Source organism: Mesorhizobium sp. NFR06, from assembly GCF_900115245.1.
In the GTDB taxonomy this organism is placed as follows: Bacteria; Pseudomonadota; Alphaproteobacteria; order Rhizobiales; family Rhizobiaceae; genus Mesorhizobium.
On sequence record NZ_FOVT01000008.1, the window covers coordinates 223,087 to 237,673 of the forward strand.

Here is a 14,587-nt window from a genome sequence, read left to right on the forward strand (position 1 = left end):
ATGTTTTGAGCAACCCAGGGTTTAACCTTCCATAAACCATGCTCTATTCAATTTTTATCTATTCCGCGGCTTCAGCGACCCTGTGTCCGACATCCAGTCTCATGGCCGTCCGCGTCCAGAAGCTCGACATGAAAGCTGGGTCGCGAAGCGCCTCCAGCCGGTGCCATTGCGGGAACGACGCGGCGAAAATCTCCGGACCCATCCGGGCGTCCTTGTAGGGGTTCACCGCCCCGCCCACTTCGACCGTGATGCGGTCGAGTTCGGCCAGCAGCCGCAACGTCCTTTCGCCCCGGTTGGGGAAATCGAGCGTCAGCGTGTAGCCCGGCCGCGGGAAAGACAGCAGCGCCGGCGAGCGGACGTCAGCGAAGCGCTTGAGCACTGTCAGGAACGAACCCTGTCCCGACCGCCGCGCCACCTCGAGCAACGCCGGGACAGCGCGGCGCGCATTTGCCTCGGGTACCAGGCTCTGATGCTGGAACAGCCCGCGCGGTCCGTAAAGCCGATTCCAGTCGCGCCCACCGTCGAGCGGAAAGAAGAAGCCCTGATAGCCGGCTTGACGCGGTGTCGAGGACCGCCCTTTGTTCCAACGATAGACCGCATTGAAAGCGGTCAGAAACGGCCGGTTGAGGACATTGAAAGGTGGTTGCACCGGCACGGAAAGCTGGCTGCCGGCACGCGCGGCGACGTGCGAGCCGTGCTCGGCATGATTGCCGGTGAACAAGAGGCCGCGTCCGCGCCCGTGGCCGCCGGCAAGCTGATCGATCCAGGCGACGGCATATTCGTTGGCCTGGTCGGCCGCCTCGGCAAGATCGAAGAATTCGCCGATGTCGCGAAACCGCGTCGCCCTCTCCATGATGTCGAGCGACGGCACGCGCATCAGCCTGATCGATGCCGAAAGGATCAGCCCGGTCAGCCCCATGCCGCCGATCGTCGCTTGGAACAGGCGAAAATTGTCGGTCTGCGAGCAGCGGTGGGTCCGGCCGTCGGACCTGAGCAGCGTCAAGGCCTCGACATGGCAGCCGAAAGTGCCGCGCCGATGGTGGTTCTTGCCGTGGACGTCGTTGGCGATCGCGCCGCCCAGCGTGACGAATTGCGTGCCCGGAACCACGGCCGGAAAGAAGCCGTGCGGCGCGGCGTGGGCGATGATGTCGCAAAGCAGCATGCCGGCATCCGCTTCGAGCACGCCGGTCTCCGCGTTGAAGGAACGGATGCGGTTGAGCGGGCGCATGTCGACCACCGCGCCGGCATCGTTCTGGCAACTGTCGCCATAGGAGCGGCCATTGCCGTAGCCGAGCAACGATCCCGGCCTGGCCGTGCCGTTTTCCAAAAGCGAGATCGCCTCATCCGCCGGCATCGTCCTGCGCGCCGGCGGCGTCGCCAGCCCGAAGCTGCCGAAACGCTCGCGGCCCATCACCAGCCTCCGGCGATAAGGAAGACCGCGCCGATGGCGACGACGATCTGGCTGCGCCAGTCGCGGATGATGAAGACGACCGGGTCGTCATGCATCTCGTCGCGCCGGGCGAGTATCCAGACGCGCATCGTGAGGTAAAGCACGATCGGTGCCAGCGGCCATATCAGCCACGGATGCGGATAGAGCTCGCGCACCGCCGGGCTGTCCATATAGAGCGCCAGCACCAGCGCCGAGGAGAAAGCCGACGCCATGCCGGCCTGGGCGACGATCTCCTGGTCCTCGGTGCGGTAGCCGCGGCCGGCGATGCGCTCGCCAGGCGGAATGGCAGTGGTGCGCAATTCGACGAAACGCTTCACCAGCGCCAGCGACAGGAAGAAGAAGATCGAGAAGGCGAGCAGCCAGAAGGAGACGTCGACGCCGGTGGCGGCCGCACCAGCCAGCACGCGGATCGTGTAGAGGCCCGCAAGCGTCAGCACGTCGACCAGCAGCATGCGCTTGAACGACAGCGAATAAGCGGTGGTGACGACCAAATAGCCGGCAAGCACGCCGAGGAATTCGATTGGGAGGAACAGTCCGGCAACGATGCCGATCGCCAGCAGCACGGCAATCGCGCCGAGGCCGAACGGAATGGACAATGCGCCGCTGGCGAAAGGCCGGTATCGCTTTGTCGAATGCTTGCGGTCGAGCGCGAGGTCGAAGAAATCGTTGACGATGTAGATGGCGGACGCCACCGCGCTGAAGGACACGAACGCCTGCAGGCACTGCCAGATCATGTTCGGGTTGAAGTATTCGTGCGACAGCACCATCGGCACCGCGATCAGCGAGTTCTTCAGCCACTGATGCATGCGCAACATCTTGATGCAGGTTTTGAGCGTCGGCTTCGGCGCCGGCATGGCTTCGGCGCCATGCGCGGCCTGCCAGCGCCGGGCGCCGCGATCAGGCGCCACCACGAGCGCGTTGCGCGCGGCGTCGAACACCTTGAGGTCGTGCCGGCTGTTGCCGGCATAGTCGAAGCCCGCATCGCCATAGGCGGCGGCCAGCGTGGCGCACTTCCTGCTGGAGGTCATGTTGTGTGGGCCGTCGGTCGCCAGCACGCGGTCGAAAATGCCGAGATGCGCCGCGATCGCTTCCGCGAATTTGCGCGGCGTTCCCGTCGCCAGCACGATCTTGCGGCCTTCCTGGTGCTCGGCGCGCAACCGCTCGAGCAAGTCCTGGCGGTAAGGCAGCGAGGCCGGATCTATGTCAACGCGCCTGGCGATTTCCTGCTTCAGCCGCGCCGGCCCGCCGGTCAGCCAGAGCGGCAGGAGAAAGAAATAGAGCGGGTTTTTCTTGAGGAGGATGAACAGGCCTTCCCATAGAAGATCCGTTGCAATCAACGTGCCGTCGAGATCGACTGCAAGCGGAATTGCGTTCCTGTCCGACCTCGCGTCCATCGTCCTGCCCTGCTCGAGCGCAAGAGCCCCAAACTCCGATCTCGGAGAGGATCCCGCGCCAGTTCAACCCACGCCCTGTGTCGGCGTCCTTGGATCGGATATAGCGGGAGATGACGCAGCGAGCGTTAAAACGCCCGGTTGCAGCGCATAGTCACACCGGTTTTCGGGCTTCGTCGTTAAGCGCCGGCTACCGGAAACGATAAAAGGCCGGACAACGTGTCCGGCCTTTGCCAATCTTGCGGCGCGGTGACGGTTACTTGATGCGGGCCGCACCGCCCGAAATTTCGACCGTTTCCGAGCCGGTCAGGGCTTCGAGGTCACCATTGGGCAGGGTGACGAAGCAGCCGTTCGAGCAGAACTCCACCGTTTCGCCGGCAGCGAGCGTCAGCTCGCTCTTGGCGCCGCCCTCGGTCACCACCAGGGTCCGCGTTTGAGCGTCCCTGTTGATCGCGCTGGCGGCGAAAGCCGAACCGCCCAGAGCCAGCAAAGCGATGGCGGCACCGACAGACTTCCACATTGAATTTCCGGTGTTTCACACACCGCCTCTGTTTGAATTTGCAAGGCATTCTCGCCCTTTGCATCAGAGCTTATAGGAGATGTTACCTGAACCGCAACTGAATGCCGCATTCATGCCACAATCGGTTTCGGCCTCGAGTATGCCGCCATTTGCAGGCCGGCCTCGGCTGACTGTCGAAGCGCCTCAGCCAGGATCGGGCTTGCGGCCCCTGCGCTTCATCTTGGCCAGCCGTTCCCGCTCGGCCGCGGCTTCCGCCTCCAGCCTCTGGCGCTCGGCGAACTCGGCCTCGATCTTGTCGTCGTCGATCGGCCAGGCTTCGTGCTTCTTGGTCTCGACCACGGCGCGCGGCGTCGATGGGATCTCGATCTGCTCCTCCTCGAAGATATCGAAGATGGCGAAGCGGATATCGTTCTGCACGACGCTGCCATTCATGACGTCGGCCACGAACACGCGGATCTCGAACTCGAGCGCGGCAAGCCCGAAATTGGCGAAGAGCACGAAGGGCTCGGGGTTCTTCAGCACCATCGGATGGGCGCGCGCAATATCCATCAGTATGGCATGGACGCGCTTGACGTCGCTGCCGTAGGCGACGCCGACCTTGATATCGACGCGCCCAAGCTTGTTGCGATGCGTCCAGTTGCCGACCGCATTGTTGATGAGGTTCGAGTTGGGCAGGATCACCGATTGGCGCTGGAACGTCTCGATCTCGGTGGCGCGCACGCTGATTTTGCGCACCGTGCCGCTGACGTCGCCGGCAACGATCCAGTCGCCGACCTTGAACGGCCGCTCGGCAAGCAGGATGAGGCCCGAAACGAAATTCGAGACGACGTTTTGCAGGCCGAAGCCGATACCCAGCGAGAGCGCGCCGGCAACCAGCGCCAGGTTGGAAAGATCGATACCTGCCGCCGAGATGCCGACCAGGCCGGCAACCGCCACGCCGGCATAGCCGACGCCCAGGCGGATCGAGTTGCGCACGCCGGCATCGACCTTGCCGCGCGCCATGACCGAGCCGTCCAGCCAACCCTGGAACCAGCGCGTCAGGAAATAGCCGATGACGAAGACGACGATGCCGCTCAGGATGCCGAGGAAAGAGATGGTCACCGAACCGATCGTGACGCCGGTCGCCAGCTTGTAGGCCCAGGCCTCGATATCGCCGGGCTGGAAGCCCCACATCAGAAGGATCAGCGGCAGGAACACCAGCACGATCATCAGGTTGATGGCGATGCTGACCACCAGGCCGAGCTGGTCGAGGGCGGTATCCTCGTAGCTGGAATTAGTCGAAAGCCAGCGCCCGACCGAAGTATCGGCGAAGCCGCCCTCCTCCCCGATCGCACGTGCAGACAGGAAGCCGATATAGGCGGTCACCAGGACGGTGCCTGTCACCACGACCTGGAACGAGACGAAAAGCGCAAGGCCGATATAGCCGAGCAGCGTCGCGGCAATGGTGAACAGGCCGAGCCCGATGGCAATGAAACGAAGCCATGCCGGCCAGGGACGCCAGGAGCCGTCGGCGGCCCTGAACGGCCGCAGCAACCCCATCAGGATCAGGATGACGCCGACGATGATGGTGGCGACAGAACTCCTCGCGATCGTCAGCGAGAGCGGCGAGCCCATCTTCTCGTTGACGACCGACAGGAAGTAATTGAGGCCGAGCACCAGGGCCATGGCGGTCGTCAGCCCGACGAGCCAGCGCGCCGAACCGGTTGCGACCGGGATCAGCCGCCAGTTGGGCAGCCTCGGTTCGAGCGCCGCGTTGGTCAGCCGGTTGACGCAGAAGACCATGCCGATCACGGTCAGCAAGGCATTGAGGAACGAGCCGATATCGCCACGCAATACATTGTAATAATTGAAGAAGAATACCGCCGAGGCAAAGAAGACGCCGAGCGCCAGGGTCGGCAGCAGCGTCGACCAGAAGGCCACCGACAGCCGGCTGAGATAGGACGGATCCTCAACCGTCGGATCGGCCTCGAATATGCGCCCGAACAGGCGCCTGCCGCCGATCAAAAGTACGGCCGCCAGCGTCAGCGCCATAAGCGTCGCGGCAAGGATCGCCTGGAACTTGAACTTGACGGCAAAGCTCAGCCAGGACGACACCGCCTTGTAGAGGCCCGTGAACTGGTCATGCGCGTCGGAAAAGGCCTGCGGGCTCAGCGCGTCGGTCAGATCGTAGTGCTTGGTGATAACGCTGCGGAAAAGTTCGCTGCGCATGACGGCGATCTTGTCGACCAGCCCGTTGACGCGGATCGAAAGGTTTTGCGCGCCGGCGATGACAGCGTTGATCTCGGCCTTCTCGGCGGCCAACGCGCTGCGCTCGCTGCTGACGATTTCCGGTTCGGGCGGCTGTCCCTGCGCCGGCGGCGGACCGAGCACCCCGACACGATTGTTGATGTCGGTGAGCCGCTGCCGGAATGCCAGCGCGCTGGTCAGCGCGGCCCGCGAAATGTCCTCGAGCTGCAAGCGGATATCGACAAGCCCGGCATCATCCTGATCGGGGTCGTTCAGTTTCTTCTCGAGGCCGTCGGTCTTGGATGTAAGATCCTGGATGACTTTCGTCTGGTCGGCGATGAGCTCCGCCGCGCCGTGGCCGATCGCCTGCGCCGACGCGTCGAACGCCGGCTGCCCGAAGGCAGCAACGATGGCGACCAGAATGAGGCGTAGCAGTCGGAAGAACATGACTTTGTTGGCGACTCGCGGCCGAAAAAATCTCGAAATTTCCGCCCTTGATAAAGACCGGCATATCGTGCGGCAAGCCGTCCGATCGCATCGCCCGGAGTCGGCCTGTCGAAAAGCCATGGCGCAATCTTGGCTTTGCGCCTGCAGCCTGCTCTATAGTCTGCCGCTCGCATCATAAGGACGATAGGAAGAATGGCGGAATATTCAGCCTTTTCGCTGCTCAAGAACGCGCTGACCGGCAACAAGGATTGGAAGCCCGCCTGGCGCAAGCCGGATCCCAAGGCTTCCTACGACGTGGTTGTCATCGGTGGCGGCGGCCATGGCCTTTCGACCGCCTATTACCTCGCCAAGGAACACGGCATCACCAATGTCGCGGTGCTGGAAAAGGGCTGGCTGGGCTCCGGCAATGTCGGCCGCAACACCACGGCGGTGCGCTCCAACTACCTGCTGCCGCAGAACACCCGCTTCTACGAACATTCGATGAAGCTGTGGGAGAACCTCTCGCACGACCTCAACTACAACGTCATGTTCTCGCAGCGCGGCTGCCTGAACCTCGCGCACACGCCTGCCCAGCTCGACGATTATGCAAGGCGCGGCAACGCCATGCGCCATCTCGGCGTCGACGCGGAGCTGATGAGCGTCGGCCAGATCAAGCGGCTCGTGCCGGCGCTGGACGTCTCGGGCTCGGCGCGCTTCCCGGTGCTTGGCGGGCTGATGCAGCGGCGCGCCGGCAGCGCCCGTCACGACGCCGTCGCCTGGGGCTATGCGCGCGGCGCCGACCGGCGCGGCGTCGACATCATCGAAAATTGCGAGGTCACCGGCTTCCTGCGCGACGGCGGCCGCATCACCGGGGTCTCGACGACGCGCGGCGAAATCCGCGCGAAGAAGGTCGCGCTTGCGGTTGCCGGCAGCACCGGTCGCGTCATGCAGCTTGCCGGCATTTCGCACATGCCGATCGAAAGCCACGTGCTGCAGGCCTTCGTCTCGGAATCGCTGAAGCCGATCATCAACACGATCCTGACCTTCGGCATGGGCCACTTCTACATCTCACAGTCCGACAAGGGCGGCCTCGTCTATGGCGGCGACCTCGACGGCTACAACAGCTACGCCCAGCGCGGCAGCCTGCCGATCGTCGACGAGGTGATGAGCGAGATGGTCGCGCTGTTCCCCGGCCTGGCGCGGGTGCGCATGCTGCGCTCCTGGGGCGGGGTGTGCGACATGACGATGGACGGCTCGCCGATCATCACCACCGGCCCGCTGCCGGGCATGTATCTCAATTGCGGCTGGTGCTACGGCGGCTTCAAGGCAACGCCTGCCTCGGGCTGGTGCTTTGCGTACACCATCGCCAAGGACGAGCCGCATGAGTTCAACGCGCCGTTCACGCTCGACCGATTCTACCGTGGCCTCATCATCGACGACAAAGGCCAGGGCGCGACGCCGCGGCTGCACTAGAACCATGATCCCAAAAAGTGGAAACCGGCTTTTGGAAAAAATCATGGTTGAACAAGAAGATACAACAAAATGCTGATCACTTGTCCCTATTGCGGCCCGCGCGACGTCATCGAATTCACCTACCAGGGCGACGGCAACCGCAAGCGGCCGCAGCCCGCCTCGCAGGATCTCGACGCCTGGAACGCCTATGTCTATGACCGGCTGAACCCGGCCGGCGACCACAACGAGATCTGGCAGCATTCCGGCGGCTGCCGCGCCCATCTCAGGGTCGTGCGCAACACGCTCACGCATGAAATCCTGAGCACCGCCTTCGCCCGCGGCGGCCACAAGACGGAGAGCCGCTCGTGAGCCCGCGTCGCGCCGAGACCGGCGGCCGGATCGACCGGCTTCGCACCATCCGCTTCACCTTCGACGGCGCGCCCTACACCGGCCACGCCGGCGACACTCTGGCCTCGGCGCTGCTTGCCAACGGCGTGACGCTGTTCGGCCGCTCCTTCAAATACCATCGCCCGCGCGGCCTGCTCTCGGCCGGCGTCGAGGAGCCGAACGCGCTGGTGACGGTGCTGCGCGGCGAAGTGCGCGAGCCCAACATCGCGGCCACCATGGTCGAGATCTATGACGGGCTCGTCGCCCTCAGCCAGAACCGTACTCCTTCGCTCGCCTGGGACATCGGCGCGATCAACCAGCTTGGCGGCAAGATCCTGTCGGCCGGCTTCTACTACAAGACTTTCATGGGGCCGGCGATCGGCCCGCTGAAGGGCACGCGCTTCTGGATGTTGTGCGAGCATTTCATCCGCCGCGCCGCCGGCCTCGGCAAGGCTGGCACCGCTCCCGACCCGGCTCGCTATGAGCGCATGAACGCATTTTGCGACGTGCTGGTCGTCGGCTCCGGCCCCGCCGGCCTGATGGCGGCAAAGGCCGCCGCCGACCAGGGCGCCCGCGTCATCCTTGCCGACCTCGAAGCCCACTTTGGCGGCTCCGCCAACTGGTCGAGCGAAACCATCGACGGCATGCCTGCCACCGACTGGGCCCAGCGCACGGTTGCGCAGCTCGAAGGCAACGACAATGTCCGCCTGCTGCCGCGCACGACCGTGTGGGGCTACTACGACGGCAACACGCTCGCCGCCCTGGAACGGGTGACCGACCACAAGGAAGCGGCGGCCAAGGGCGAGCCGCGCCAGCGCTACTGGGCGATCCGCGCCGGAACGGTAGTGTTCGCCACCGGTTCCTTCGAGCGGCCGCTGGTGTTTCCGGGTAACGACCGCCCGGGCGTCATGCTGGCGCATGCGGCGGAGCGCTACGTCAACGAATATGGCGTGCTGCCCGGCCAGCGCGTCGCGCTCTTCACCAACAACGACAGCGCCTACCGATCGGCCGTTGCCTTGAAGAAGGCCGGTGCTGCCGTTGTCGCCATCATCGATGTCCGAAGCGACGTCTCGAACGAGATGCGCCGGCTGGCCAGCGAAGCCGAAGCTGAATTGTTCGCCGGCCATGCCGTGGTTGCGACCGAAGGCGGCAAAGCCCTCACCGGGCTCAAGGTGCAACGCTTCGACATGATGGGCGGCGCGCTCGGCGGCGACGCCCGCAGCATCCATGCCGACTGCCTTTTGATGTCGGGCGGCTGGTCGCCGACCATCCATCTCGCCAGCCAGGCCGGCGCGAAGGCTGAATGGGATCCGGCCAGGCAGGCCTTCCTACCGCCGCAGCCGAGACAGCGCTGGATCGGCGCCGGCGCCTTCACCGGCAGTTTTTCGACGGCGGAAGCCATCGCCCAAGGCCGCGCGGCCGGCCTTCGGGCCGCTGGCGGGACGGCGTCCTCCGCGCCCCTGCCCGCTGTCGAGGCCGCCCCCGGCGATCCCGATCCGGCGCCGGTCTTCGAGATCAAGGCCGAAGGCAAGAGTTTTGTCGACTTCCAGCACGATGTGACCGCCGAGGACGTGCGGCTGGCGCATCGCGAAGGCTTCGTCTCGGTCGAGCATCTGAAGCGCTACACTACGCTCGGCATGGCGACCGACCAGGGCAAGAACTCCAATGTTCCGGGCCTTGCCATTATGGCCGAGGCGCTGGGCAAGCCGATCCCCGAAGTTGGCACGACGCGCTTCCGCCCGCCCTATACCGCGGTGTCGATCGGCTCGCTTGCGGCCGAACGCTTCGGCGATTTGAAACCCGAACGGCTGACGCCGATGCATGATTGGCACATCGCCAACGGCGCCACCATGTGCTCCGCCGGCCTGTGGTACCGCCCGATGATCTACGGCCTTGCCGGCGAGACGGTCGAGCAGGCCTATGTCCGCGAAGCCAAGGCGACACGCGAAAGCGCCGGCATCGTCGATGTCTCGACGCTGGGCAAGATCGCCGTCCAGGGACCCGATGCGGCCGAGTTCCTCGACCGCGTCTACACCAACATGTTCTCCACGCTCGCGGTCGGCAAGGCCCGCTATGGCCTGATGCTGCGCGAGGATGGGCTTGCCTTCGACGACGGCACCACCTGGCGGCTGGGCGAGCAGGACTTCCTGATGACCACCACCACGGCAAACGCGGGCAAGGTGATGCAGCATCTGGAATATTTCCTCGACGTCATCTGGCCGGAGCTGAAGCTGACCGTCACCTCCGTCACCGACGAATGGGCGGGTGCGGCGATCGGCGGACCGAACGCGCGCGCGATCCTCGCGTCCTGCGTCACCGGCACCGCCGTCGACAACGCCACCCTCCCCTTCATGGGCATCGTCCATGGCCAGATCGCCGGCGTCCCGGTGATGATCTGCCGGCTGTCCTTCTCCGGCGAAATGGCTTTCGAGGTTTACTCCCGCGCCGGCTACGGCACCCGCGTCTGGGAGGCGCTCATCGAGGTAGGCAAGCCCTTCGGTCTTGTGACCTACGGGCTCGAGGCTCTGGGCACGATGCGCATCGAGAAGGGCCATGTCACCGGCGCCGAGATCGACGGCCGCACCACCGCGCGCGACCTCCATCTCGACTGGATGCTGTCGAAGAAGAAGCCCTTCATCGGCTCGGCCATGATGGACCGCGAGGGCCTGATTGCACCCGGTCGGCTGCAACTGGTCGGGCTCATCTCGCTCGACAACCGGCCGTTCAACGGCGGCGCGCATATCGTCGAGGACCTGGACGAAGCCAATCCGCATGGTTCGATCGGCCACATCACCGCTTGCTGCTATTCGCCGGCGCTCGGCAAATATATCGCGCTGGCGCTGGTCGAGGGCGGCAATGCGCGCCACGGCACGCGCGCCTTCGTCTCGGATCCGCTGCGCAACCGGTTCGGGCCGATCGAGATCGTCTCTAACCACTTCTACGATCCGGACGGGAGCCGCATGCATGGCTGAGCACCAATTGCCCGAACGCCAATCGCCACTGGAACCCGAATATCATCCAGGCTCGCATGGCAATTTCGAGCATGGCGTCGATGTCATCCTGTCCGAGACGCGACCGGGCTCGATCCTGCAGCTCGCCGCGTGGCCGGGCGAAGAGAAGCGGCTGATCGAAGCAATCCGCAAGGTCACGGGTCTTGGCCTCCCCGACGGCGCCGGCGGCGGTGTGAGCAACGGTGTGCGTGCCGCTTTCGGCTTCGCGCCGGGCAAATTCACCGTGGTGGATGAGGCGGAAGGCCTGGCCGCGGCCTTCGCCGGCGCCATCACACCCGCCATCGGCACGCTGACGGATCTTTCGCATGGCCGCACCCCGATCCGTATCGCCGGCCCGAAGGCGGAATGGGTGATGGCGAAATTCTTTGCCATTGACTTCGCCTTGCCGGCCTTCCCGCTTGGCGCCGGCCGTTCGACGAACCATCACGACATCTTCGCCCAGATCCAGCGCAGCGGCGCCGACCAGTTCGACATTTATGTTTTCCGCTCTTTCGCGCGCTCGTTCTGGAAGGCTTTGTGCCACGCCTCGGAAGAGGTCGGTTACGAGGTGCATTAGGCCCGACACGGCAAGATCTGGCACTATGGACGGCTACAACTGCTGCTTGAGGGTTGAGCCAGCAGGGACGATAGATAAGCAATCATCGGCGTTTGCCAGGCAAACGTCCGTTCAGGCAACCAGTTCGACCATACTTTCCCATGACCGTAGAGACTTCGGCGACGGCCCCGACCCGCGTTGCTCCGGCGGAAGGCCCGTCGATGCTGTTGCCGGCAACCGTCGCCTGCGGCGTGTTCATGACCAGCCTCGACCAGAACGTCGTGGTGACCGCGCTTCCCGGCATCGGTGAGAGCCTCGAGCGCCCGCCGGGCCAGCTTGGGCTGCTGATCACCGTTTATGTCGCCAGCCTCATCGTCACCATGCCGCTCGGCGGCTGGCTGGCCGACCGCTTTGGCCTGCGCAGCGTCTACTGCTTCGCCCTGCTCGTCTTCGCCAGCGCCTCGGCGTTGTGCGGCCTTTCGGAAAACATCTGGATGCTGGTCGGCTCGCGCGCCTTGCAGGGCTGCGGCGGCGCGCTGATGGGCACGCTCGGCCAGGTCGTGATCCTGTCGAGCTTTCCGCGCGACCGCACGCTCAAGATCAACATGTACATCTCGCTGGCCGGCCAATCCGGACCGCTGGTCGGGCCGCTGGTCGGCGGCGCGCTGACCACCTACGTGTCGTGGCGCTGGATCTTCTATATCAACATCCCAATCGCGCTGACCGCTGCATTGCTGGCCGCCTCGCTGTTTCCGACGACGACCAAGCCGGTCCGCACGCCGTTCGATCTTCCGGGTCTCCTGCTCGTCGGCAGCGGCATGGTGCTGCTCGTCTTCGGCATGGACTCGGTCGCCGCCAAAGATGCGGCCACGATCAGCATGGCGCTGCAGCTTGGCCTGGCGATCGCCATCCTGGCGGTTGCCGCCTTCTACTGCCTGCGCGCGCGCAACCCGCTGCTCGATCTCAATCTGCTGCGCATCCGGACCTTCCGCATCTCCTTCCTCACCGGCGGCGGCCTCGACACGATCGGTTTGAGCTCGGTGGTCTTCCTCCTGCCGCTGATGTTCCAGCTCGGCTTCGGTATGAGCGCCGTGCAGGCCGGCTCGCTGACCTTCGTCGCCGCGATCGGGTCGTTGATGATGCGCTTCTTCATGCCGCGCCTCTTGAACCGGTTCGGCTTCAAGCGCGTTCTGGTCACCAACACGCCGATCGTCGCCCTGCTGGTCGCGGGCTTTGCCCTGATGCAGGAGAGCCTGCCGGCCTGGATCGTGCTCGCCTATATTTTCGCTTTCGGCGTCTTCCGCTCGGTGCAATGGGCCTCGACCGGCAATCTCTCCTATTCGGACATCGCGCCGGAGCAACTCGCGCGCTTCAGCGCGCTCTACTACATCCTGTGGCAGCTCGCGGTGGCGATCAGCGTAGGCCTCGCGGCCGCACTCCTTTCGCTGCTCGCCGGCGGCGGCCAGGCCAGCGTGAATGACTATCGCATCCTGTTCGTCGTCGAAGGGCTGATCACGCTTTGCGCGCTGTCGGCCTATCTCAGGCTGACGCCGCAGGACGGCGCCCATGTCAGCGGCCATGGCGCCCATATGAGCACGGATTAGCCGGCCGGACCGCGGCCTGCGCCGACGCTATTTCGCGAACTTCACCCAGTCCTCGAGCGGCGCGCGATCGGTGCGGAATTCGTTTTCGGGCTTCGACGTGTCCTCGTAGCCGAGCGCCATGCCGCAGACGACGATCTCCTCGTCGGGAATGTCGAGCACCGGCCGGATCTGCCGATGATAGGGCGCGAAGGCCGCCTGCGGGCAAGTGTGCAGTCCCCTGCCTCGCGCAGCGACCATGATATTCTGCAGGAACATACCGTAGTCGATCCAGGACCCCTGGTTCAGCCTCCGGTCGATCGTGAAGATCATGCCGACCGGCGCGTCGAAAAAGATGAAGTTCCGGTCGTGCTGGGCGCGCATCCTGTCGACTTCGCGCCGGCCGATGCCCAGCGCGCCGTAAAGCCCGAAGCCGTTGGCGCGGCGACGGGTGAGGTAAGGTTCGAAGAACTGGTCGGGATAGTAGCGATACTCGTCCCACTCGGCTTTTTCGGCGCGAATGCCTGAGTTGAGGATCGCGTCGCTGATGCGCTGCTTGACCTCGCCCTTTGTCACATAGACGCGCCAGGGCTGCATGTTGGTGCCGGACGGCGCCCGCGCGGCGACCGCCAGTATCGCGCGGATCGTGTCGTCATCGACCATATCGGGCAGGAAAGCGCGCACCGACCGGCGCGACATGATCGCCTCGTCGACGACCGCCGCATCCGACGCGATCCAGATGTTCTTCTCGAGCATGGGCCGTCCCTTTACGCATGGCCGGAAACCCGCAACCCGGTTTCCCTCATGACCATCCGCAGACTATAAGCTAAAACTGGTCCCCGACCGGGCGCCCCACCCGCCGTTCGTGCGCGAGCCTTTGCATCAACCGCCGAAATCGCGCAAGCAAATCTTGTGGCCTATGAAAATCCTCTTGATTTTTTCATGGATTTGCTCTCTCATGAAATTGATCCAGATTTTTTCACGAGAGACGATTGACCCCGACCGCGGCCAGATCGGAGCAGGACAATGGCGACCGGCTGCTGGCCGGCGACATCCGCGCGCTGCGCAAGGCGCGCGGCCTGACACTCGCTGAAATCGCCCTCAAGCTCGGCCGTTCGGTCGGCTGGGTCAGCCAGGTCGAGCGCGGTCTCTCGATCCCCTCGCTCGGCGATCTCAGGGCTTTTGCCAATCTCTTCGGCGTGTCGATCAGCCTGTTCTTCAGCCATGACGTACCTGTCGAAGAAGAGCGCGGCGTGATCGTGCGCGCCGGCCGCCGCCGCGTGCTTGGCACAAGTGAATCCGGCCTGGTGGAGGAGCTTCTGTCGCCCGATCTCGGCGGTAGCTTCGAGGTGGTGCGGTCTGTGTTCGCGCCCGGCGCCGAGATGAAGGCAGCCGCGCTGCGACCGACCGAGGAGGCCGGATACATCGCCTCCGGACTGTTCGACATCGAGATAGCAGGCGTCTGGCACCGGCTTGGCGAAGGCGACTCGTTCCGGTTCGAGGGCAAGCCCTACCGCTGGCGCAATCCGGGCACCGAGCCGGCGGTCGTCATCTGGGTGGTTTCACCACCGGTGTACTGAACCGATGCATGCCGCCCAAAACTGCGCAG

11 protein-coding genes are annotated in these 14,587 nt (G+C 64.6%); 6 read left to right on the top strand and 5 right to left on the bottom strand.

Annotated elements, in window-relative coordinates; translation table 11 throughout:
• Window positions 1-58: 58 nt before the first annotated feature.
• From F3H96_RS16760 to F3H96_RS16775, 4 genes are all read right to left on the bottom strand, one after another.
• Window positions 59-1,411: an FAD-binding oxidoreductase gene (locus tag F3H96_RS16760; protein WP_149802822.1), complete on the bottom strand. Its 1,353-nt coding sequence runs from the start codon at window positions 1,409-1,411 to the stop codon at window positions 59-61.
• Window positions 1,411-2,844 carry a UbiA family prenyltransferase gene (locus F3H96_RS16765; protein WP_149802823.1) on the bottom strand — a complete coding sequence of 478 codons (1,434 nt, stop codon included), beginning with the start codon at window positions 2,842-2,844 and terminating at the stop codon, window positions 1,411-1,413. The genes F3H96_RS16760 and F3H96_RS16765 overlap by 1 nt, the downstream gene beginning before the upstream one ends.
• Window positions 2,845-3,097: 253 nt before the next feature.
• The gene (locus F3H96_RS16770) at window positions 3,098-3,361 is read right to left on the bottom strand and encodes a hypothetical protein (RefSeq protein ID WP_149802824.1); all 264 of its coding nucleotides are present in this window, start codon (window positions 3,359-3,361) and stop codon (window positions 3,098-3,100) included.
• 183 nt (window positions 3,362-3,544) lie between these two features.
• Entirely contained in the window at window positions 3,545-6,034 is a 2,490-nt protein-coding gene (locus F3H96_RS16775) for a mechanosensitive ion channel family protein (RefSeq protein WP_149802825.1), read from the bottom strand.
• Between the two features lie 192 nt (window positions 6,035-6,226).
• Between F3H96_RS16775 and F3H96_RS16780 the strand changes: the two genes are divergently transcribed.
• The 5 genes from F3H96_RS16780 to F3H96_RS16800 all read left to right on the top strand — a co-directional run bounded on the left by F3H96_RS16780 (window position 6,227) and on the right by F3H96_RS16800 (window position 13,002).
• Entirely contained in the window at window positions 6,227-7,486 is a 1,260-nt protein-coding gene (locus F3H96_RS16780) for a sarcosine oxidase subunit beta family protein (protein ID WP_149802826.1), read from the top strand.
• A gap of 69 nt (window positions 7,487-7,555) precedes the next feature.
• A complete protein-coding gene (locus F3H96_RS16785; RefSeq protein ID WP_149802827.1) occupies window positions 7,556-7,834 on the top strand; it encodes a sarcosine oxidase subunit delta in 279 nt (92 codons plus the stop codon).
• Window positions 7,831-10,824, top strand: coding sequence for a sarcosine oxidase subunit alpha (locus F3H96_RS16790; protein WP_149802828.1), 2,994 nt, complete (start codon window positions 7,831-7,833; stop codon window positions 10,822-10,824). The genes F3H96_RS16785 and F3H96_RS16790 overlap by 4 nt, the downstream gene beginning before the upstream one ends.
• A 7-nt stretch (window positions 10,825-10,831) precedes the next feature.
• Complete coding sequence (locus tag F3H96_RS16795; RefSeq protein WP_149802865.1) at window positions 10,832-11,419, top strand: sarcosine oxidase subunit gamma; 588 nt, start codon at window positions 10,832-10,834, stop codon at window positions 11,417-11,419.
• 200 nt (window positions 11,420-11,619) lie between these two features.
• Window positions 11,620-13,002, top strand: a complete 1,383-nt coding sequence (locus F3H96_RS16800; RefSeq protein ID WP_244620046.1) for an MFS transporter — start codon at window positions 11,620-11,622, stop codon at window positions 13,000-13,002.
• A gap of 27 nt (window positions 13,003-13,029) precedes the next feature.
• Here the strand turns inward: F3H96_RS16800 and F3H96_RS16805 are convergent, their stop codons facing one another.
• Window positions 13,030-13,734: a nitroreductase gene (locus F3H96_RS16805; RefSeq protein WP_149802830.1), complete on the bottom strand. Its 705-nt coding sequence runs from the start codon at window positions 13,732-13,734 to the stop codon at window positions 13,030-13,032.
• Window positions 13,735-13,970: 236 nt separating this feature from the next.
• On the opposite strand from F3H96_RS16805, the gene F3H96_RS16810 reads away from it, so the two are divergent.
• Entirely contained in the window at window positions 13,971-14,558 is a 588-nt protein-coding gene (locus F3H96_RS16810) for an XRE family transcriptional regulator (protein WP_149802831.1), read from the top strand.
• The last annotated feature ends 29 nt before the right edge of the window (window positions 14,559-14,587 follow it).

Coding starts and splice junctions, on each gene's coding strand:
- F3H96_RS16760 (WP_149802822.1), bottom strand. CDS start 1,411: ATGGGCCGCGAGCGTTTCGGCAGCTTCGGGCTGGCGACGCCGCCGGCG.
- F3H96_RS16765 (WP_149802823.1), bottom strand. CDS start 2,844: ATGGACGCGAGGTCGGACAGGAACGCAATTCCGCTTGCAGTCGATCTC.
- F3H96_RS16770 (WP_149802824.1), bottom strand. CDS start 3,361: ATGTGGAAGTCTGTCGGTGCCGCCATCGCTTTGCTGGCTCTGGGCGGT.
- F3H96_RS16775 (WP_149802825.1), bottom strand. CDS start 6,034: ATGTTCTTCCGACTGCTACGCCTCATTCTGGTCGCCATCGTTGCTGCC.
- F3H96_RS16780 (WP_149802826.1), top strand. CDS start 6,227: ATGGCGGAATATTCAGCCTTTTCGCTGCTCAAGAACGCGCTGACCGGC.
- F3H96_RS16785 (WP_149802827.1), top strand. CDS start 7,556: ATGCTGATCACTTGTCCCTATTGCGGCCCGCGCGACGTCATCGAATTC.
- F3H96_RS16800 (WP_244620046.1), top strand. CDS start 11,620: ATGCTGTTGCCGGCAACCGTCGCCTGCGGCGTGTTCATGACCAGCCTC.
- F3H96_RS16805 (WP_149802830.1), bottom strand. CDS start 13,734: ATGCTCGAGAAGAACATCTGGATCGCGTCGGATGCGGCGGTCGTCGAC.